Source organism: Mesorhizobium sp. LjNodule214 (assembly GCF_964252735.1).
GTDB lineage: Bacteria > Pseudomonadota > Alphaproteobacteria > Rhizobiales > Rhizobiaceae > Mesorhizobium.
On the sequence record NZ_CAXUPE020000001.1, the window covers coordinates 1,669,660 to 1,688,213 of the forward strand.

At 63.9% G+C, this 18,554-nt stretch carries 16 protein-coding genes and 1 tRNA gene; 10 read left to right on the top strand and 7 right to left on the bottom strand.

What is annotated here, in order from left to right; translation table 11 throughout:
• The gene (chvE, locus tag ACSQ3Z_RS08015; protein WP_436170768.1) at nt 1-1,068 is read right to left on the bottom strand and encodes a multiple monosaccharide ABC transporter substrate-binding protein; all 1,068 of its coding nucleotides are present in this window, start codon (nt 1,066-1,068) and stop codon (nt 1-3) included.
• Nucleotides 1,069-1,363: 295 nt separating this feature from the next.
• On the opposite strand from chvE, the gene ACSQ3Z_RS08020 reads away from it, so the two are divergent.
• Nucleotides 1,364-2,353: a LysR family transcriptional regulator gene (locus tag ACSQ3Z_RS08020; protein ID WP_436170769.1), complete on the top strand. Its 990-nt coding sequence runs from the start codon at nt 1,364-1,366 to the stop codon at nt 2,351-2,353.
• A 4-nt stretch (nt 2,354-2,357) separates the two neighbouring features.
• Here the strand turns inward: ACSQ3Z_RS08020 and ACSQ3Z_RS08025 are convergent.
• Nucleotides 2,358-2,431 (bottom strand) — tRNA-Gly (locus tag ACSQ3Z_RS08025).
• A gap of 395 nt (nt 2,432-2,826) precedes the next feature.
• Here ACSQ3Z_RS08025 and ACSQ3Z_RS08030 point away from each other — a divergent pair.
• Both ACSQ3Z_RS08030 and ACSQ3Z_RS08035 read left to right on the top strand, forming a co-directional pair.
• Nucleotides 2,827-3,630: a hypothetical protein gene (locus ACSQ3Z_RS08030; protein WP_436170770.1), complete on the top strand. Its 804-nt coding sequence runs from the start codon at nt 2,827-2,829 to the stop codon at nt 3,628-3,630.
• Nucleotides 3,631-3,742: 112 nt separating this feature from the next.
• Complete coding sequence (locus tag ACSQ3Z_RS08035) at nt 3,743-4,006, top strand: DUF6460 domain-containing protein (RefSeq protein WP_006204546.1); 264 nt, start codon at nt 3,743-3,745, stop codon at nt 4,004-4,006.
• A gap of 1 nt (nt 4,007) precedes the next feature.
• Here the strand turns inward: ACSQ3Z_RS08035 and ACSQ3Z_RS08040 are convergent, their stop codons facing one another.
• Nucleotides 4,008-4,910, bottom strand: coding sequence for a histone deacetylase family protein (locus ACSQ3Z_RS08040; protein WP_436170771.1), 903 nt, complete (start codon nt 4,908-4,910; stop codon nt 4,008-4,010).
• Between the two features lie 126 nt (nt 4,911-5,036).
• Between ACSQ3Z_RS08040 and ACSQ3Z_RS08045 the strand changes: the two genes are divergently transcribed.
• On the top strand, nt 5,037-6,368 hold the full coding sequence (locus ACSQ3Z_RS08045; RefSeq protein WP_436170772.1) for an MATE family efflux transporter: 1,332 nt from the start codon (nt 5,037-5,039) through the stop codon (nt 6,366-6,368).
• Here ACSQ3Z_RS08045 and ACSQ3Z_RS08050 read toward each other — a convergent pair.
• Together ACSQ3Z_RS08050 and ACSQ3Z_RS08055 are read right to left on the bottom strand one after the other, a co-directional pair.
• Nucleotides 6,365-7,441: a quinone-dependent dihydroorotate dehydrogenase gene (locus ACSQ3Z_RS08050; protein WP_436170773.1), complete on the bottom strand. Its 1,077-nt coding sequence runs from the start codon at nt 7,439-7,441 to the stop codon at nt 6,365-6,367. The genes ACSQ3Z_RS08045 and ACSQ3Z_RS08050 overlap by 4 nt on opposite strands.
• A complete protein-coding gene (locus ACSQ3Z_RS08055; protein WP_436171866.1) occupies nt 7,438-7,788 on the bottom strand; it encodes a DUF952 domain-containing protein in 351 nt (116 codons plus the stop codon). The genes ACSQ3Z_RS08050 and ACSQ3Z_RS08055 overlap by 4 nt, the downstream gene beginning before the upstream one ends.
• 104 nt (nt 7,789-7,892) lie before the next feature.
• Between ACSQ3Z_RS08055 and ACSQ3Z_RS08060 the strand changes: the two genes are divergently transcribed.
• Both ACSQ3Z_RS08060 and ACSQ3Z_RS08065 read left to right on the top strand, forming a co-directional pair.
• A complete protein-coding gene (locus tag ACSQ3Z_RS08060; RefSeq protein WP_436170774.1) occupies nt 7,893-8,321 on the top strand; it encodes a hypothetical protein in 429 nt (142 codons plus the stop codon).
• 219 nt (nt 8,322-8,540) lie between these two features.
• Nucleotides 8,541-9,200, top strand: a complete 660-nt coding sequence (locus ACSQ3Z_RS08065) for a response regulator transcription factor (protein ID WP_436170775.1) — start codon at nt 8,541-8,543, stop codon at nt 9,198-9,200.
• Between the two features lie 11 nt (nt 9,201-9,211).
• Here the strand turns inward: ACSQ3Z_RS08065 and ACSQ3Z_RS08070 are convergent, their stop codons facing one another.
• On the bottom strand, nt 9,212-12,694 hold the full coding sequence (locus ACSQ3Z_RS08070; protein WP_436170776.1) for a PAS domain-containing hybrid sensor histidine kinase/response regulator: 3,483 nt from the start codon (nt 12,692-12,694) through the stop codon (nt 9,212-9,214).
• Nucleotides 12,695-12,932: 238 nt separating this feature from the next.
• Between ACSQ3Z_RS08070 and mscL the strand changes: the two genes are divergently transcribed.
• Together mscL and ACSQ3Z_RS08080 are read left to right on the top strand one after the other, a co-directional pair.
• Complete coding sequence (gene mscL, locus ACSQ3Z_RS08075; RefSeq protein ID WP_436170777.1) at nt 12,933-13,355, top strand: large conductance mechanosensitive channel protein MscL; 423 nt, start codon at nt 12,933-12,935, stop codon at nt 13,353-13,355.
• A gap of 106 nt (nt 13,356-13,461) precedes the next feature.
• Nucleotides 13,462-14,628, top strand: a complete 1,167-nt coding sequence (locus ACSQ3Z_RS08080; RefSeq protein WP_436170778.1) for a pyridoxal phosphate-dependent aminotransferase — start codon at nt 13,462-13,464, stop codon at nt 14,626-14,628.
• 13 nt (nt 14,629-14,641) lie between these two features.
• On the opposite strand, the gene hemA is transcribed toward ACSQ3Z_RS08080, so the two are convergent.
• On the bottom strand, nt 14,642-15,919 hold the full coding sequence (gene hemA / locus ACSQ3Z_RS08085) for a 5-aminolevulinate synthase (protein WP_436171867.1): 1,278 nt from the start codon (nt 15,917-15,919) through the stop codon (nt 14,642-14,644).
• A gap of 278 nt (nt 15,920-16,197) precedes the next feature.
• On the opposite strand from hemA, the gene galE reads away from it, so the two are divergent.
• Together galE and ACSQ3Z_RS08095 are read left to right on the top strand one after the other, a co-directional pair.
• A complete protein-coding gene (galE, locus tag ACSQ3Z_RS08090; RefSeq protein ID WP_436170779.1) occupies nt 16,198-17,196 on the top strand; it encodes a UDP-glucose 4-epimerase GalE in 999 nt (332 codons plus the stop codon).
• A 106-nt stretch (nt 17,197-17,302) separates the two neighbouring features.
• A complete protein-coding gene (locus tag ACSQ3Z_RS08095) occupies nt 17,303-18,553 on the top strand; it encodes a D-amino acid dehydrogenase (RefSeq protein WP_436170780.1) in 1,251 nt (416 codons plus the stop codon).
• Nucleotide 18,554: the final 1 nt, after the last annotated feature.

Consider the following 18,554-nt stretch of genomic DNA (forward strand, 5'->3'; position numbering starts at 1 on the left):
TTACTTCAGTTCGTCGGCCTTAATGTAGCCGGAGTCGACGACCAGCGCCTGGTAGTTCGACTTGTCGACGTCATGCGGCGTCAGCAGGATCGAGGGAACGACCTTGACGTCGTTGTTGTAGGTCTTTTCGTCGAGGCCGTCAGGCTTGCCGCCAGAGAGCACCTTGTCGACCAGCTGCACGGTCGCCTTGGCCAGTTCGCGGGTGTCCTTGAACACGGTCGAGTACTGCTCGTCCGAGATGATCAGCTTGACCGAGGCGGTCTCGGCGTCCTGGCCGGTCACGATCGGCCAAGGCTGAGCGTCCGTGCCGTAGCCGACGGCGCGCAGCGAAGCGGTGATACCGCGCGACAGGCCGTCATAGGGCGACAGAACGCCATCGACGCGGCTGCCGTCCGAGTAGTTTGCGGAGAGCAGATTGTCCATGCGCGCCTGGGCGGTGGCGGCGAGCCAGCGCAGTGTGCCGACCTTGTCCATGCCGGTCTGGCCGGACTTGATCTTGATCGAGCCGTCGTCGATCAGCGGCTGCAGGACGGAAATCGCACCATTGTAGAAGAAGAACGCATTGTTGTCGTCGGGCGAGCCGCCGAACAGTTCGACGTTCCACGGCTTGGTGTTCGGGAAGCGCTCCTTGAGGCCCTTGACCAGGGAATTGGCCTGAATCACGCCGACGCCAAAATTGTCGAAGGTGGTGTAGTAGTCGACATTGGCGGTCTTCTTGATCAGGCGGTCATAGGCGACGACGACGACGCCCGCGTCAGCAGCCTTCTGCAGCGCGTCCGACAGCGTGGTGCCGTCGATCGAGGCAATGATCAGCGCCTTCGGGCCCTTGGTGATTTCGTTTTCCAGCTGGCTGAGCTGGTTCGGAATGTCGTCCTGCGCGTATTGCAGGTCGACGGTGTAGCCGAGGGCCTCGAGCTGGGACTTCACGGCATCGCCGTCATTGATCCAGCGTTGCGAGGTCTTGGTCGGCATCAGCACGCCGACCAAGCCTTCGCCTGCCTGCGCAGGCAGCGTCATGGCCGCGATGCCAAGGGCCGCCACGGCGGCCAGTGTCTTGATGATTTTCACAGTAACTCTCCCTGGTTGATGGACGCGACACCTCGGGGCTTCGCGGGCCGCGCAGTCGAGCAGAAGCGCAAGCGCGCTGCTGTCGTCTATCGATCTCCGGTATCCTCCCAATCGGCCCCGGGACGCTGATTTTCAATCGATACGATTTTCCTCGTCATCGACTGGCACGCCCCAGGACGCGCGAAGGGTGTGTCCCTTTGACATAACTGTCAAATGCGATCTTTGATGATTGCTATACCGAAACTGATATATGATTGAAAACAGATCGATCCTTCGACGGGAACAGGCGACAATCATGGCGGCATTGCGGAATCCTTCTGGAATTTCCGGTAGTTACGACGAGCTGCCGGGCGACGGCGAAACCCTGCTGCGCAGCGGTTTGAGCCTGCGTCACATGCGCATGATCGCAGCGCTCGACGATCACGGCCGGGTGAGTGCGGCCGCGCAGGTGATGAACATCTCGCAGCCCGCCGCCTCGCGTATGATCGCCGAGATGGAGGCGGTGCTCGATGTCAAGCTTTGCGAAAGGCTGCCGCGCGGCATCACGCTCACGCCCTACGGCAAGGCGCTGGCCCGTCGCGCGCGCTCGATCCTGCTCGAGATGCGCGAGGCCGACCGCGAGATATCCGAGCTCAAGGCGGGCAAGGGCGGTTCGGTGTTCCTCGGCGCGGTGACGGCGCCGGCGATCGAGCTGGCGGTGCCGGCAATCCGCGAGATCCGCCGCATCTATCCGCGCATCGAGATCACCATGCAGGTCGAGACCTCCAACGTGCTGGCGCGCGAGCTCATCGCCACGCGCCATGATTTCATCATCGCGCGCATCCCCGACGACCTCAATCCGCGGCTGTTCGAATCGCGCGTCATCGGCGTCGAAAAGGCCTGCCTGATCGTACGCCGCGGCCACCCGCTGAGCATGGGCAAGGCGGTGCGGTTGGAGGACACCGCCGCCTATGACTGGGTCTTCCAGTCGGGCGGCTCGCCGCTGCGCCAAGCGATGGAAAGCAATTTCCTGAACCGCAACATCGCGCTCCCGGACCGCATCCTCAACACCAGTTCGCTGTTGCTCACCCTGGTCATGGTCGCCCAGTCCGACGCCATCGCACCGGTATCAATCCAGGTGGCGAAATTCATCCAGAGCCCGGAGGGGCTGGCCGGCGCCATCGACGTCGTCCAGACCGAGTTCGACATCGAGGTCAGGCCTTACAGCCTGATCACGGTCAAGAACCGCGTGCTGTCGCCGGCAGCCAAGATGCTGCACGACTTCATTCTGCGGGAGGTTGGGTGACGGTTGGAGCGGGTAGAGGGAATCGAACCCTCGCGTTCAGCTTGGGAAGCTGACAAGCTACCATTACATCATACCCGCGCGGCACCCTGGTTACCATGATGGCAGGGCCTCGGGCAATCGTCAAAGCACACCCTGTCTGGATGCCGCTGCGCGTCGCTGGCCGCCGAAGATCACCTTCTCAGCGCGTAGATCCCGACGCGTCGGCACAGCTGTTGCTCAGCTCATGCTAGATGGCGTAGAGACATAGCGGGGTTCCGGTCTCGACCGGGCAAGATATCTGCACGGGCTCGCCGGCGTCAGCGATGCGCGGGCCATCGGGGGGCATTGCTTTTGCGGATTGTCTGGTTCCATTCCGACACCCGTCCGTGCGAGACGGCGATCTATCCCGGCGTCGCGCCAGCCCTCACCCGGGGCACCCGGCCGTTCAGCCGGATAGGCCGGGGACGGCTCGATTTCAAAACCGGGACGCCGCAATGACGTCCATCGAGCCTGTCGTCAATTGCCTGTGGATCGGCTCCTCGCTGGGCAACGTGCACGCCGCCTGTCTGCGCTCCTTCGTGCTGGCGGGACACCGCGTGCTGCTTCACTGCTATGATGTTCCGGGCAACGTGCCGCCAGGCGTGGAAACGGTCGACGCTTCCAGGCTGATGCCCAGGGAGCGCATCGTCTACTACAGGTCGAACGGAAGTCCGTCGCTGTTTGCCAATCTCTACCGGCTGAAGATCCTCGAGGCCGGCATGGGGGTGTACGTCGATTGCGACATGTTCTGCCTCAGGCCGATACCCAAGCAGGATTACATCTTCGGCTACCAGACAAACAGCGAGATCAACAACGCCGTGCTGAAATTGCCTGTCGGCAGCAGGACGCTGCTCGAGGCGCTGAAGATGACCGAGGATCCGTATTACATCGCGCCGTGGCTGAGCCGCGAGAAGCGCCTGTGGTACCGGTCCCGCAAGGCAATAGGCCTGCCGATACATATTTCCCACTATGACTGGGGCCAATTGGGACCGAAGGCGATCACCCATCTCGCCAAGGCGGCAGGCGTCATGCATCACGCGGCGCCGATCGACGTCTTCTATCCCGTCCTCCATACCCAGGTCACGATGTTCCTCGATCCCGGTCTTTCCCTCGCCGATATCGGCACGCCGCGCACACTCTGCATCCATTTGTTCGACCAGATACTGAAGAAATGGATGAAAGGGCGCCTGATTCCGGCGAGCTCTCCCTTGGGCCAGATGCTCGACCGCTGCGGTCTGTCGCTTGAAGGCAGCCCCTGATGTCCTTGCGTGTAATCGGCGCGCCATAGGCCATGCAGCTTGATGCTGGACCGGCAAATGCGTATTTCTGCACCGGCACCCGAATCCGGGCACCTCAATCGGGAGACAGGCCTTGTCCGCACTGACGCGCTTTCTCGGAGACTCGCCGCTCAGGGTGCTGATCAAACTGCTGGTGGTGTCGTTCCTCGTCGGCCTGGTCATGAACGCCTTCGGCTGGTCGCCGATGGATGTTTTCTACGGCATCCGCAAATTCTTCGTCGACCTCTGGAACCTCGGCTTCCACGCCATAGACCGCTTCCTCGGTTATATCCTGCTGGGTGCGGCGATCGTCGTGCCGGCCTTTATCCTGATCAGGATCGCCAACTACCGCAAATAGCTCAGGCGTAGCCAGAGGCCACCTCGAACAGGATGGCGTGGCGCGCGGCCAATGCGGCCACGTCGGTCGAATAGCCGCCGCCGATGACGCCGCAGAGCGGAATGCCGAGCGCGCGGAAGTGGCCGATCACCATCTCGTCGCGGGCGCGCAGACCATAGTCGCTGAGGGCGAGCCGTCCCAGTCGGTCCTCGGCATGGACGTCGACGCCTGCATTGTAGAAGACGATGTCCCAACGCGCTTGCGCTGAGAGCTCCGGCAGGATGCTAACCAGCCGTTCCAGATAGGCGGCGTCGCCGGTGCCATCCGGCAGGGCGATGTCGAGGTCCGAAGCGATCTTGCGCGCCGGATAGTTGCGCTCGCCATGCATGGAAAAGGTGAACGCACGTGGTTCATCTTTCAGAATATCCGCCGTGCCGTCGCCTTGATGCACGTCGAGATCGACGATCAGGATGTTTTGGGCAGCACCTTCGGTGAGCAGTACCAGCGAGGCGACGGCGACGTCGTTGAAGGTGCAGAAGCCGGCACCTTGCGCGCGCCGCGCATGATGGCTGCCACCGGCGGCGTTGCAGGCAGTGCCGTGCTGCAAGGCGAGCCGCGCCGCCAGCACCGTGCCGCCCGCTGCGAGCTGCGCCCTCAGCGAAACGCGGGGACCGACCGGAAAGCCGATCTCGCGCTCGATTTTTTCGGGCACTTCGCAGGCCAGCACCTGCTCGACATAGTCAGGCGCATGCGCAAGCTTCAGCCAGGATGCCGGCGCTTGGTCGGGCAAGTTCGCCGCATCCGGGCGCGCCAGCCCGCGCGAACGCAGGGCTTCCATCAGCAGCGGATACTTGCTCATCGGGAAGCGGTGGTTGACGGCAAAGCCGGCGTCATAGTCGGGGTGATGGACGATCTGCAGCGACATGATCTGGGGCGGCCTGCGCCAGTGCTGGAATTCGGTTGGCCGCCATTGGTTGGCGATTGCGTAGCATCGCGAAACTGGGGCACATCGGCTGTCCGATCAAGCCGCAATCAGCAAGGCAGCACTCCTTTGGATGCGACCCAAGCCAACGCCAGAGCCTTCGTCGTCACCAACCGCTCGGTGCTCGCCATCGCGGTGCCGATGACACTTGCCTATCTGACGACGCCGTTGCTCGGCATCGTCGATACGGCGGTGATCGGGCAGTTCGGCGATGCAGCCCTGCTCGGCGGCCTGGCGGCGGGTGCGCTGGTCTTCGACGTCGTCTTCACCACCTTCAATTTCCTGCGCTCCGGCACCACCGGCCTCGTCGCCCAGGCTTTTGGACGCGGTGACGATCTGGAGGAGCAGGCGGTATTCTGGCGCGCTGTGCTGATCGCGGTCGTCGCCGGCATCGCATTTGCAGCGCTTGCGCCATTGATCGCCATTGCCGGACAAAAGTTCATGGGCGCTGAACCGCGCGTCAGCGAGGCAATGGCCGTCTATATCCGCATCAGATTGCTCGCAGCACCGTTCTCGCTGATCAACTACGCCATTCTGGGCTACGTGCTGGGGCGCGGCGAAGGCGGACTGGGACTGATGCTGCAGGCGGTGCTGAACGGCATCAACATCGTGCTCTGCATCCTGCTCGGACTCGAACTCGGCTGGGGCGTCACAGGTGTCGCATGGGCGACCGTCACCGGCGAGTTCCTTGCCATGCTGCTTGGGCTGGCGATCATCATCAGGCGGTTCCGGGCCGCACCCCGGCTGCCACGCCATCGCATCCTCGACATGACGGCATTCCGGCACATGCTGTCGCTCAACCGCGACATCATGATCCGCTCGTTTTCGCTGCTCGCCGCCTTTGCGCTGTTCACCCGCCAGGGTGCGCAGTTCGGCACGGTGACGCTGGCCGCCAATGCCGTGCTGATGAACTTCTTCCTCATCGCCGGCTATTTCCTCGACGGTTTCGCCACCGCCGCTGAACAGCTTGCGGGACGGGCCATAGGCGCGCGCGCCGCCGCGCCCTTCCACCGGGCGGTGCGGTTGACCCTGTTCTGGGGCTTCGGGCTGGCGGGAGCGGCGACGCTTGTCCTGCTCACGGGCGGTGCCGGTCTGGTCGCCCTGGTCACCACGTCGCAGGATGTTCGCGCCGTCGCCGACACCTATCTGCCCTGGGCGGCCTTCACTGCGCTCAGCGGTGTGCTGGCCTTCCAGATGGACGGGGTCTTCATCGGCGCAACCTGGTCGCGCGACATGCGCAACATGATGCTTTTGTCGTTTCTCGCCTTCAGCGCCGCGCTGCTCACTTTGGCGCCGGCCTTCGGCAACAATGGCCTGTGGGCGGCACTGCACGTTTTCCTGCTGGTGCGCGGCTTCAGCCTGCTGGCGGTTTTGCGGCTGCGGGTGCGGACCGCCTTTTAGAGCGGCTTCGACGCCCATTTGTCGAGGCTGATGTCGCGCAACGCCCGGATCGATGTGAGGCGTTCTCTGTCGGCAAAACGGATTATGCCGGAAAGAATGCGGCCGGGCAGTGCAGGGCCGGCATAGATCATGCCGGTGTAGAGCTGGACGAGATCGGCGCCGGCGCGAATTTTCTCCAGCGCCGTCTCAGCGGAATCGACGCCGCCGACGCCTATGATGGCGCGGCCTGGTCCGAGCAGCTTGCGCATCTTCGCCAGCACGATGGTCGAGCGCTCGAACAGCGGCTTTCCCGAAAGCCCGCCGGCCTCGCCGGCGACACTGGCGCTGCGCAGCGCCGGCCGTGAAATGGTGGTGTTGGAGACGATGACGCCGTCCAGTTGCTTGTCGGTGACCTCGGCCGCGATGTCTTCCAGCTCGGCCTCGACCAGATCCGGTGCAATCTTGAGGAAGACAGGCGGATTCGCCGGAGCTACCGCCCGCGCGGCCATCACGCGGGACAAAAGTTCGCCGAGCTGCTCGCGTGCCTGCATGTTGCGCAAGCCCGGCGTGTTGGGCGAAGAGATGTTGACGGTCAGATAGCTGGCGTATTTGGCAAACCGGGCCACGCCGCGTTCGTAGTCGCCGATACGGTCGGCGCTGTCCTTGTTGGCGCCGATGTTGACGCCGACGATGCCGCCACGGCCCTTGCGCGCGGCAAGGCGCTTTTCCGCGGCCGCATGGCCCTCATTGTTGAAGCCCAGCCGGTTGATCACCGCTTCATCCGCCGTCAGCCGAAAGATGCGCGGTTTCGGGTTGCCCGCCTGCGGCAGTGGCGTCACCGTGCCGACCTCGGCGAAGCCGAAGCCGAGGCCAAGCAGCGCGTCCGGCACCTCGGCGTTCTTGTCATAGCCCGCGGCCATGCCGAGCGGATTCGGGAAATCGATCCCGCAAACACTGACTTTCAGACGTTCATCTCGTGGCGGCCGCCCGGCAACCGGCAGGCCGCATCGCAGCGCGGCGATCGACAGCCCGTGGGCTGCTTCCGGATCGAACGTGAACAGCAGTTTTTGGCCAATCCGGTCGAGCACGCTCATTCGGCCTCCAGCGCCGGCAATTGGTGCAGGCCGTCAGTGCCGAGCGGCAGCGGACGGACCCAGATTACCGCCTCGAGATCCAGCGGGGCGTAGAGGTGCGGGAACAGCGCGCCGCCGCGCGACACCTCGTATTTCAGCGCGTCGTTGAGCCGGCTATCGTCGATTGCAATCAGCAAAAGGTCGGCCTGGCCGGCGAAGTGTTTGGCCGCCGTCTCCCGCACCTGCGCGGCGGTGGAGAAGTGGATGAAGCCGTCGGCGATATCGATCGGCGCACCGGCAAAACAGCCGTTTTTCTCGGCCTCGCGCCACAAGGCTTCGGGCGCGATCTTGTAGATAATCTGAGACATGGTTGCGCTATAGTCCGAACCGATCATGCGGGGAAGGGCAACTCTTCCCCATTTACGGCGCAAACCTGTGATAGGGTGCGCCTACTGGCTCGTGGAGGTTGAACATGCGTCTGCAGCACATACTGATCCCCGCCGCACTCGTCTCGTTGGTCGCGGCGTCGGCTTGGTCCGAGGAGACCAACCGCTACAAACTGGAAAAGTCGGCCAACGGCTATGTCCGCATGGACACCCAAACCGGCGCCATGTCGATCTGCGAGGAGCGCGCCGGCCAGCTCGTCTGCAAAATGGCGGCCGACGAACGCGCCGCCTTCCAGGACGAGGTCGACCGATTGCAGACTTCGATGAAGGCTATGGACGAGCGTGTCACCAGGCTCGAGAACTCGCTGTCCGCCCGCCTCGAATCGAAGCTCCCCAGCGAGGAGGATTTCAACAAGACGATGAGCTATATGGAGCGCTTCCTGCGCGGCTTCATGGGCATCGTCAAGGATATGGAAAAGGACGACGGCGCCCAGCTCAACTCGCAAAAGACCTGAGTTGGCCCAAGCATTTTGCCGCCAAATGGAATCATTTGGCATCCGCATAAATGCGGCAGAACAGGCGATTGGAGCGGTCGGCGGTTCTATCAAAACCTGAACCGCTCCAAGGAAAAATCCGAGTCAGGGCTTTGCCGCTTGAAAACAGGGCGCATCACCGCATAATCGTTCCGGTCCCGTAAAAGCAGTCAATCAGCAGCGGGATTTGGGGAGGACTATTTGCCGTCGGGCTACACGTTCGTCATCGCCGACGACCATCCGCTTTTCCGCGGCGCCCTGAAAGAGGCGCTTGCCGGCATCGGCGATGTCGCCGCCATTCACGAAGCCGGCGATTTCGAAAGCGCCAAGGCGCTGGTCGTGGCCAATGAGGATGTCGACATGGTGCTGCTCGACCTGTCGATGCCGGGCGCCAGCGGCCTCTCCGGCCTGATCTCGCTACGCGGTGTTCACCCGGCCGTGCCGCTGGTCGTGGTGTCGGCGCATGACGACCCGGTGACCATCCGGCGCGCGCTCGATCTCGGCGCCTCGGGCTTCATCTCCAAATCGGCCAGCATGGAGGAGATCCGCGGCGCCGTGCAGTCGGTGCTGGCCGGCGACATAGCGGCGCCCGTCGGCATCGATCTCGGCGTCGAGCGCGACCCCGAAATATCGGACCTGATCAAGCGCCTGCAGGCGCTGACACCGCAGCAGACGCGCGTGCTCGGCATGCTGGCGGAAGGACTGCTCAACAAGCAGATCGCCTACGAACTCGGCGTCTCCGAAGCCACGATCAAGGCCCATGTCTCGGCCATTCTGCAGAAACTCGGCGTCGACAGCCGCACCCAGGCGGTGATCCGGCTGGCCAAGATCGGCGGCGATCCGCTTCAGGCTGCAGGCTGACCCGGGTCGGACTATTCGGCCGCCGATGCCACCGACCTGACCCTGGCCATCATCGACCGCAGCACGGCCGGTTTCAGTGGCTTGTTGATCACCGGCACATCAAGCCCGCCGGCAGCAGTGCGGACCTCTCTGGAGCGGTCGGCCGTGACCAGAACGGCCGGCAAGTCATGGCCGTGAATTGACCGCAACGTCTCGATGGCACCCAGTCCGGTGCCGCCGTCGAGATGGTAGTCCGCAAGCACGATATCCGGCCGGCGCATGCCGGATGCCGCCTCGACACCCGTGATGGTGTCGACGCTGCAGCCCCAGCCTTCGAGCAGCAGCCGCATCCCGTCGAGGATGCGGGCGTCGTTGTCGATGCAGAGTACACGCAATCCGGCCAGCGAATTCGTCGCGCGCACTGGCGTCTTCGCCTCGACTTCGCGCCGGGGCGCCTCGGCCGCCACAACCGGCAGGATCACGGAAAAGCGCGTGCCCTTGCCCGGGTTGGAAAAGATCCGGATTTCGAGCCTCAGCACGCGAGCGATGCGGTCGACGATGGAGAGGCCGAGGCCGAGGCCTTCGGCTTCGCGCGCGCCTTCGTCGAGCCGGGTGAATTCGTGGAACACCGTGTTCAGCTTGTCGCCGGCGATGCCGATGCCGGTGTCGATCACCTGGATTTCGGCCAGCTCCCCGCGCCGCCGCACACCGACCAGGATGCGCCCGTGGCGGGTGTATTTGATGGCGTTGGAGATGAGGTTCTGGATCAGCCGGCGCAACAAATTGCGGTCCGTCATCACGGAGAGCGACGACGGCATGATGGTCAGGCCGAGCTTCTTTTCAGCGGCGAGCGGCCGGAAATCGTTGCCGATCTGGCGTAGCAGCCCGTCCAGGCTGAAGGCGGTGTCGTCCGGCTTCATTGCGCCTGCATCAAGGCGGGAAATGTCGAGCACTGCGCCCAAAATGGTCTCGACCGATTCCAGCGAGGATTCGATGTTGACCGCCGCCTTGCCGGCTGGACCCTTGCCGGCCTTTTCGATCAGCGACGAGCAATAGAGGCGTGCGGCATTCAGCGGCTGCAGGATGTCGTGGCCGGCGGCGGCAAGGAAGCGCGTCTTGCCGAGATTGGCCTCCTCGGCCAGCATCTGCGCCTGCGCCAGCTCCTCATTGACGCGTGTCAGTTCGATGGTGCGCGTCTTGACCCGCTGCTCAAGCGATTCATTGGCCCGCTTCAGCGCCAGATCCTGTTCGACGCGCCCGGAAATGTCGGCATAGGTGGCGACGATGCCGCCGTCAGGCATCGGGTTGGAGCGTAGCTCCAGGATGCGGCCGCTGGTCTTCAGCTCCATCTGCCACGGGCTGACGAAGCTGGTCAGGCGGTTGAGCATCGCCACCCGCTGGTCGGACGGAATGTCGCCGCGCTGCGCGAGATGGTGCAGGATGCGGTCGAGCGAGACGCCGACCTGGCCCATCTCGTCGGGCAGGTCGAACAGCGCCCGGTACTGGCGGTTCCAGCAGATCAGGCGGAAATCCCGGTCGAAGACGGTGATGCCTTGTTCCATCTGGTCGAGCGCGATCTGCAGCAGGTCGCGGTTGTGCTGCAGCGCCTCGGTGGCGTCGTCGAGCAGGCGGAAGGCATCCTTGGATTCGCGGTCGTTGCGGCGGAAAAGCAGCGACAGGATCAGCCGCGCCGACGAGGAACCGACGGCGCTCGCCAGCAATTGCTCGGAAAAACGGATGACGTCCATGCTCGCCTGCTCGTTGCCGTGCAGCGTGGTGCCGTGGGTCTTTTCGAAGGACTGGAAGGAGCGCTCGGTGCGCTCGACACCGAGATAGCGCGAGATCGTGTCCTTGAGGTCGTTGACGGTGATGGCGGTGCGGAAGCGGCGCAGGCTGGGCATCGGGCCAGCCTCGCGCGGCACGAAGATCGAGGCCTGAATGCGTTCCAGCGGCACAGACGCTCGGGACAGCGAGCCTAGGACAAAGAACACCGCGTTGATCGACAGGCTCCACAGCACGCCGTGGTTCAACGGTTCGGCAACGGTGCCGAACAGAGCCTGCGGCCGCAAAGCCTCGAAGCCGAACAGGCCGTGGACGAGAATGTCGGCATCGGGTGAGGCAAGCGAGGGCAAAAGCAGGGTGTAGCCCCAAAGGAGGATGCCGGCGACCATGCCGAGCGCCGCGCCCCTGCCATTGGCGCCGCGCCAGATCAACCCGCCGATCAGCGCCGGCGCGAACTGGGCGATGGCCGCGAACGACATCAGGCCGATCGAGGACAGCCGCGCGCTGTTGGTGCTCTCGCGATAGTAGAGGAAGGCGATGAACAGCATGACGAAGATCGCGCCGCGCCGGACATTGAGGATCAGCGACGACCAGTCTTCGCTCTCGGAGGTGGTGGTCTTGAGCAAGCGGCGCACGAACAGCGGGATCACGAGGTCGTTTGAAATCATGATCGACAGCGCCACGCTTTCGACGATGACCATGGCGGTCGCCGCCGACAGGCCGCCGATGAAGGCGGCCATGGCCAGCACATCATGGCCGCTGAACAGCGGCAGCGACAGCACATAGAGGTCGCTGCTGGTCCTGGTCCCGACCAGCGACAGTCCGGCGAAAGCTATCGGCAGCACGAACAGGTTGATCGCGACGAGATAGAGCGGAAACACCCAGGTCGCGGTGCGAAGTTCCGCCTCGCCGCGGTTCTCGACGATGGTGACGTAGAACTGGCGCGGCAACATGATGATGGCAAAGCCGCTGAGGCACGTCAGCACCAGCCAGGTGGCCAAAGAGGTGTTGTAGCCCATCGCCTGCCGCACCTCGCCATTCTCAGCGAGCTTGTCGAACATGTCGCCTGGTCCGCCGAAGATCAGGAAGGTCACCATCAGGCCGATCGCCAGGAAGGCGGCGAGCTTGACCACGGTTTCCACGGCCACCGCCAGCACCAGGCCGTCCTGGTGCTCGGTGGCATCGGCATGGCGGGTGCCGAACAGCACCGCAAACAGCGCCAGCAGCATGGCGACGACCAGCGAGATGTCGCTGACGAACGGATCGAACGAGGGTGGCGATCCCGTGTAGTGCTCGACCATCAGGCTGACCGAGCCGGAGATCGCCTTCAATTGCAGCGCGATATAGGGCACCGCGCCGATGGTCGCGATCAGCGTGGCGATCGCCGCGACGGTGAAGCTCTTGCCATAGCGGGCGCCGAGGAAGTCGGCGATCGAGGTGATCTTCTCGGTCTTGGCCAGCCTGACGATGCGGTTGAGCAGCGGGAAGCCGAACACGAACACCAGCACCGGGCCGGTATAGATGCCGAGGAATTCGAGGCCGCGTTCGGAGGACAGGCCGACCGAGCCGAAGAAGGTCCAGGAGGTGCAGTAGATGGCGAGGCTGAGCGCATAGATGAACGGACGGGCGCGGTCAGGCCCTGCCGTTGCCGAGCGCCGGTCGCCAAGGCTGGCGATGACGAACAGCAGCGTCACATAAGCGATCGCGATGATGACGATGAACCAGCCCTGCACGGCCCGAAAGTCCTCCTGGTACAGACGCAATCACAGCTTGGAGGTCGAGTCCATCGCGGCTTTCGGCGCATGGCGCCCGGGTTTGTCAGCGTATTCGGCCAATGACCCAAGGTAAGGCGAAACCGGTGCCTTTGCCATTTTCCCCGTTTTGCAACCAAGGGTTTTTGTTATGGTGGATGCGGGCCGGCGCCGAAGGGACGGGTGGAGGCGGCAGCGCGGCCATGGCACGGAGGGTCGAATGCTGAAGGAATTCCAGGAATTCATTTCCAAGGGCAATGTGATGGACTTGGCTGTCGGCGTCATCATCGGCGCCGCCTTTAGCAAGATCGTCACTTCGTTGGTCGACGACATCATCATGCCAATCGTCGGCGCGATCTTCGGTGGACTGGACTTCAACAACTATTTTTTTGGGCTTTCCTCGGCCGTCAACGCCCCGACGCTGGACGCGGCCAAGGGGCAGGGCGCGGTTCTGGCCTATGGCAGCTTCATCACGGTGGCGCTGAACTTCCTCATCATGGCCTTCATCATCTTCCTGATGGTCAAGGCCGTGAACGATCTGCGCAGGCGGCTCGAGACAGAAAAGCCGGCTGCGCCTGCCGCGCCGCCGCCCGCCGATGTCGCTCTGCTGACCGAAATTCGCGATCTGCTGGCCAAGAGATAGCCGGAGCAACGTTTCTGGACCAAAACCCCGGTCGCTTGCGGCCGGGGTTTTCTGTTTTCGCCTGCCTCAAAACAGGCTAGCTGTCGCGAAACCAACGGACATTTGCATGACCCTGATCCAGAATTTACGCGCCGAGGCCCGCGCCGCGCCCGAAAGTGGTATCGTCGCCGTCGTCAATCACGGCCGGCTGCGCGACGGCCTGATCCCGCTCTGGGCCGGCGAGGGCGATCTGCCGACGCCTGCCTTCATCAGCGACGCCGCTGCCCGCGGACTGGCCGCCGGCGAGACCTTCTACACCTGGCAGAAGGGCATCCCGGAGCTGAGACAGGCGCTTTCTCGCTACTATGACAGGCATTTCGGCAAGACCTTTGCCGCGGACGAGTTCATTGTCACCGCCTCCGGCATGCACGCCATCCAGTTGGCCATCGACGCGGTCGCCGGCAGTGGCGACGAGGTCGTCTATCTGTCACCGGCCTGGCCGAATTTCGCCGCCGCTGCCGGTGTCGCTGGCGCCGTTCCGGTTGCGGTCACACTCGACCAGTCCGGCAATGGCTGGTCCTGCGATGTTGACAAGATCGCAGCCGCGATCACGCCAAGGACCAAGGCGCTGTTCGTCAACACGCCGTCCAACCCGACCGGCTGGACCGCCGACCGGGAGACGCTGCAGGCGATCCTCGACCTCGCCCGCGAAAAGGGCATCTGGATCATCGCCGACGAGATTTATGCGTTGTTCCACTACAGTCACGGCCGTGCGCCGTCCTTCCTCGACATCGCGACGGCGGAAGACCGCATCCTGTTCGTCAACAGTTTTTCCAAGAACTGGGCGATGACCGGCTGGCGCGTCGGCTGGATCAAGACCCATCCTGCCTTGCAGCAGGTGTTCGAGAACCTGATCCAGTATTCGACCTCGGGCGTTGCCCAGTTCATGCAGCGCGGCGCCGTCGCGGCGCTCGACGAGGGCGATGCCTTTATCGCCGAGCAGGTTGAGCGGGCGCGGGCGGCGCGCGATCTGGTCTGCGGTATCCTCGGTGCAACCGGCAAGGCGCGTTTCACCGTGCCGCAGGGCGCGTTCTACCTGTTCTTCACGGTCGACGGCATCACCGATTCCCGAACTGCCGCCTTCGACATCGTCGACCAGGCCAATGTCGGGCTGGCGCCCGGCACCGCCTTCGGCCCCGGCGGCGAAGCCTTCCTTAGGCTATGCTTCCATCGCCGCCTCGACCAGCTCGAGGAAGCCGCGCACCGGCTTGCGAAGTGGATGAGGACGGTTTGAGGTCAGACGCCCTTCAGCCGCCTGACTTCGGTACCAATAGAGGGATAATCCGGTCGCTCTTGGCGACCGCGGGGCGGCCCGCCGCACCATAGGGGATGCCGAGTGCGTCCCACGTCTCGACCAGGGCGTCCTGCAGTTCGGCGATCAGTTGATCGGAATGGAAGGGCGTCGGCGTGATGCGCAGCCGCTCGGTGCCGCGCGGCACCGTCGGATAGTTGATCGGCTGGATGTAGATGCCGTGCACGCCGAGCAGGCGGTCGGTGGCCATCTTGCAGAGTTCGGGATCGCCGACCAGCAACGGTACGATATGGGTCGGCGAGTTCATCACCGGCAGGCCGGCGGCGCCGAGAATCTCCTTGGTCCGCGACGCCTGGCGCTGCTGCGCGTCACGCTCGGCCTGCGAGCGCTTCAGGTGGCGGATCGACGTGGTGGCGGCAGCTGCGATCGCCGGCGGCAGCGCCGTGGTGAAGATGAAGCCCGGCGCATAGGAGCGCACGGCGTCGATGACGGCACTTGTGCCGGTAATATAGCCGCCGAGCGTGCCGAACGCCTTGGCGAGCGTGCCTTCGATGATGTCGATGCGGTCGGCGAGCCCTTCGCGCTCGGTGATGCCTCCGCCGCGCGGTCCGTACATGCCGACGGCATGCACCTCGTCGATATAGGTCATGGCGTTGTAGCGCTCGGCGAGGTCGACGATCTGCTTGATTGGCGCGATGTCGCCATCCATCGAATAGACGCTTTCGAACACGATCAGCTTGGCGCGCTCGCGGCCGGCCGCCTGCAGCAGGCTTTCCAGATGCGCAACGTCATTGTGGCGGAAGATCTTCTTTTCGGCGCCCGAGCGCCGCACGCCTTCGATCATCGAGGCGTGGTTCAGCTCGTCCGAAATGATCAGGCAGTTGGGCAGCAGCCGCGCGATGGTCGAGATCGACGCTTCGTTGGAGACGAAGCCCGACGTAAAGACCAGTGCCGCTTCCTTGTCGTGCAGGTCGGCCAGTTCCAGCTCAAGCTGGACCAGCGGGTTGCTGGTGCCGGAAATGTTGCGGGTGCCGCCGGCGCCCGAACCCATCTTGCCGGCCGCGTTCTGGAACGAGGCGATGACGTCCGGATGCTGGCCCATGCCGAGATAGTCGTTGGAGCACCAGACGGTGATTTCCTGGGCGCGACCGTTGGAACGCCAGATGGCGCGCGGGAATTTGCCCACGATGCGCTCGAGGTCGGCGAAAACGCGATAGCGCCGCTCGGCATGGAGCTGGTCGATCGCTTCCTCGAAGAACCGCTGATAGTTCATGTCGACGTCCCAAGTTTTGCGCGGGATCATAGTCATTGCCCCCTTTGGCGTCCACCGGACCTTTTTGGTCAAAATGCCACGCCCCGAACCTGTTCCTAACGACCACGGTTCGTGGCCTATTCCCTTGATGTGGATCAATTTTGTTTCGGTATCATGCCGCAGGCCGGAGCGACTGTTACCGATTTAACATTGAGGGTTTTAATGGCCTTGCGGCGGGCTTTCCAGTAAGGCGCTTGTTGAGACAGTTTCCGATAAATCAGAAGGTGCGAGGATTCGGGATGACGGTTTTGGTAACGGGTGGTGCCGGCTATATCGGCAGCCACATGGTCTGGGAGCTTCTGGATGCTGGCGAGAGCGTGGTCGTGCTCGACCGGCTTTCGACCGGCTTCGAATGGGCGGTGGCGCCCGAGGCGAAGCTCGTCGTCGGCGATGTCGCCGACAGGGAGCTGGTCGGTTCGATCATCAGGGAAAACAAGGTCGACGCGATCATTCATTTCGCCGGCTCGATCGTGGTTCCCGAATCGGTCGCCGATCCGCTCGGCTATTACGAGAACAACACCTGCAAGACACGTACGCTGATCGAGACGGCGGTGCGCGAAGGCGTGCCCAATTTCATCTTTTCCTCGACCGCCGCCGTCTATGGCGGCGCCGGGCTGGAGCCGGTGCGCGAGGACGCCAGCCTGGCGCCGGTATCGCCCTACGGCCTGTCCAAGCTGATGAGCGAATGGATGCTGCGCGATGCGGCGATTGCGCACGGGCTGCGCTATACGGCGCTGCGCTACTTCAACGTCGCCGGCGCCGATCCCAGGGGCCGCACCGGCCAGTCGACGCCGGGCGCCACGCATCTGATCAAGGTCGCCTGCGAGACCGCGCTTGGCAAGCGGCCCTTCATGCAGGTCTTCGGCACCGACTATTCCACTCCGGATGGTACCTGCATGCGCGATTACATCCATGTCAGCGACCTGGCGGCGGCGCATCGCTTGGCGCTGCAGCGGCTGCGCGCCGGGGGTGCCAGCCTGGTCGCCAATTGCGGCTACAGCCACGGTTACTCGGTGCTTGAAGTCATCGACAGCGTGCGCCGCGCCTTCGGCCACGATTTCGAGGTGAAGATGGGGGACCGCCGCCCAGGTGACGCCGCCGCCGTGGTCGCCAATTCGGAGCTTGCACGTGCGGAGCTCGGCTGGGCGCCGCAGCGCGACGACCTCGACCTGATCGTCGCCGACGCGCTTGCCTGGGAGCGGATCCTGAGCAGCAAGAACTCGGCGCGGCTGAAATAGCCAGCCTATAGACCAAGGGCTCGTCCCGCGCTCGCAGAAGCGCTATTGAAGGGCTTCGCGGCGGAGCGTGGAGGCGCTTTGGCCATATTTGATCCTTGGGGGCGGCATGAAGGTTTTGGTGCTTGGGGCCGGTGTTGTCGGTACGGCCGCCGCCTACTATCTGGCCAACGACGGCCACGAGGTGACGGTGATCGAACGTCATCCGGCGCCGGCGCGCGGCACCAGCCAGTCGAATGCCGGGCTGGTGTCGCCCGGCGACGCCACAGCCTGGGCCTCGCCCGCGGCGCTGAAAACGTTCCTGCGCGCGCTCTACAACCACGATCTCGGCATCAAGGTGCGGCTGCGCTTCGATCCGTATTTCCTGGCCTGGAGCCTGCGTTTCCTGCGCCAGTGCACGGTATCGCGCCTGCGCGCCAACAGTCAGGTCAAATTGCGCCTGGCGCTCTACTCCCGCGACTGCATCAACGCGCTCTCGGCCGATACCGGCATCCACTATGACGAGCGCAAGAAGGGCATCCTCTATTTCTTCCGCTCGCAGCACAGTCTCGACACCGGCACCGACAACTACCGGTTTCTCGCCGAACATGGCCTGCCGATCGAGATCGTCGGTCGCGACCGACTGATCGAGCTCGAGCCCGGCCTTGCCGATGCGAAGGACAAGATCGCCGGCGGCGTCTATTCGCCGATCGACCAGACCGGCGATTCCCGGCAATTCGTCGAGAAGCTCGCCGCCTACGCAGCGGAAAAGCTCGGCGTGAAGTTTCTCTACGGCACGACGGTCGAGGGTCTCGACGTCGAAGGCGACCATGTGCGCGCGGTGACGACGTCGGCCGGCCCAGTCTCCGGCGACGCCGTCGTCATCTCGATGGGGCCGGAAAGCGGCCTGCTTGGCCGCCGCTACGGCATCGACCTGCCGGTCTATCCGGTGAAAGGCTACACCGCGACCATTCCCCTGGAGGACGAGAGCAAGGGGCCGACCATGGGCGGCGCCGACGAGGACCAGTTGATCGGCTACTCCCGGCTCGGCAACCGGCTGCGGCTTGCGTCCACGGCCGAATTCACCGGCTTCGACCGCACATTTCGTCCCAGAGACTTCGCCGCCATGTTCAGGACCGGCAAGGAGCTTTTCCCCGGCGCCTTCGACGAGAAGAAGGCCGAGCTCTGGGCCGGCCTCAGGCCGATGATGCCCAACTCCGTGCCGGTCATCGGCCAGGCCCGCTACACGAACCTCTATCTCGACACCGGCCACGGCCATGTCGGCTGGACCATGGCCTGCGGCTCGGGGAAATTCCTTGCCGACCTCGTCGCTGGCCGTAAGCCCGAGATCGACCCGCAAGGGCTGGTCTACAGGAACTAGC

Excerpts from the sequence above, each read along its gene's own strand:
- ACSQ3Z_RS08020 (WP_436170769.1), top strand. The coding sequence starts at position 1,364 with ATGGCGGCATTGCGGAATCCTTCTGGAATTTCCGGTAGTTACGACGAG.
- ACSQ3Z_RS08030 (WP_436170770.1), top strand. The coding sequence starts at position 2,827 with ATGACGTCCATCGAGCCTGTCGTCAATTGCCTGTGGATCGGCTCCTCG.
- ACSQ3Z_RS08050 (WP_436170773.1), bottom strand. The coding sequence starts at position 7,441 with ATGAGCGTGCTCGACCGGATTGGCCAAAAACTGCTGTTCACGTTCGAT.
- ACSQ3Z_RS08040 (WP_436170771.1), bottom strand. The coding sequence starts at position 4,910 with ATGTCGCTGCAGATCGTCCATCACCCCGACTATGACGCCGGCTTTGCC.
- ACSQ3Z_RS08080 (WP_436170778.1), top strand. The coding sequence starts at position 13,462 with ATGACCCTGATCCAGAATTTACGCGCCGAGGCCCGCGCCGCGCCCGAA.
- hemA (WP_436171867.1), bottom strand. The coding sequence starts at position 15,919 with ATGAACTATCAGCGGTTCTTCGAGGAAGCGATCGACCAGCTCCATGCC.
- ACSQ3Z_RS08060 (WP_436170774.1), top strand. The coding sequence starts at position 7,893 with ATGCGTCTGCAGCACATACTGATCCCCGCCGCACTCGTCTCGTTGGTC.
- mscL (WP_436170777.1), top strand. The coding sequence starts at position 12,933 with ATGCTGAAGGAATTCCAGGAATTCATTTCCAAGGGCAATGTGATGGAC.
- ACSQ3Z_RS08095 (WP_436170780.1), top strand. The coding sequence starts at position 17,303 with ATGAAGGTTTTGGTGCTTGGGGCCGGTGTTGTCGGTACGGCCGCCGCC.
- ACSQ3Z_RS08055 (WP_436171866.1), bottom strand. The coding sequence starts at position 7,788 with ATGTCTCAGATTATCTACAAGATCGCGCCCGAAGCCTTGTGGCGCGAG.
- galE (WP_436170779.1), top strand. The coding sequence starts at position 16,198 with ATGACGGTTTTGGTAACGGGTGGTGCCGGCTATATCGGCAGCCACATG.